This is a genomic window from Blautia sp. DFI.1.216, from assembly GCF_020594215.1.
Lineage (GTDB): Bacteria > Bacillota > Clostridia > Lachnospirales > Lachnospiraceae > Blautia_A > Blautia_A wexlerae.
On the sequence record NZ_JAJDML010000194.1, the window covers coordinates 1 to 358 of the forward strand.

Below are 358 nucleotides of genomic sequence, written 5' to 3' on the forward strand. Positions count from 1 at the left end.
GGCAAATTTCATTTTCCATCAATACACAGAACATCTTATCATAATCAAATGCCCAAACAGCACCATTCACATGGTTTTCCACTGCTTTTTGATCTATGTTCTTTAAACGTGTGACCATTTTTTCAATTTCTCCATTTCTCAAGTTACCGATATTTTTGCAGATAAACCGAAAGAAATTCAACGTTGCATATTCGTCATGCCAATGGAACTCTTCTGGATTGTTTTTAATTTTACTGACTCGCTGCTGTTCTTTGATTATCTGATCAGCTACACCTTTCATCGAATCTTCGTATCTCATATTACTCACCTACTCTTCCTCAACGCCCAGTGACGGTTTAAATCTTTTATCCTTTGCCTG

At 36.6% G+C, this 358-nt stretch carries 1 protein-coding gene; it reads right to left on the minus strand.

Features of this window, described 5'->3' with window-relative positions:
• Window positions 1-298, minus strand: a 298-nt coding sequence (locus LJE11_RS20965; protein WP_227296438.1) for a hypothetical protein, incomplete at its 3' end; no start/stop codon positions are given.
• Between the last annotated feature and the right edge of the window lie 60 nt (window positions 299-358).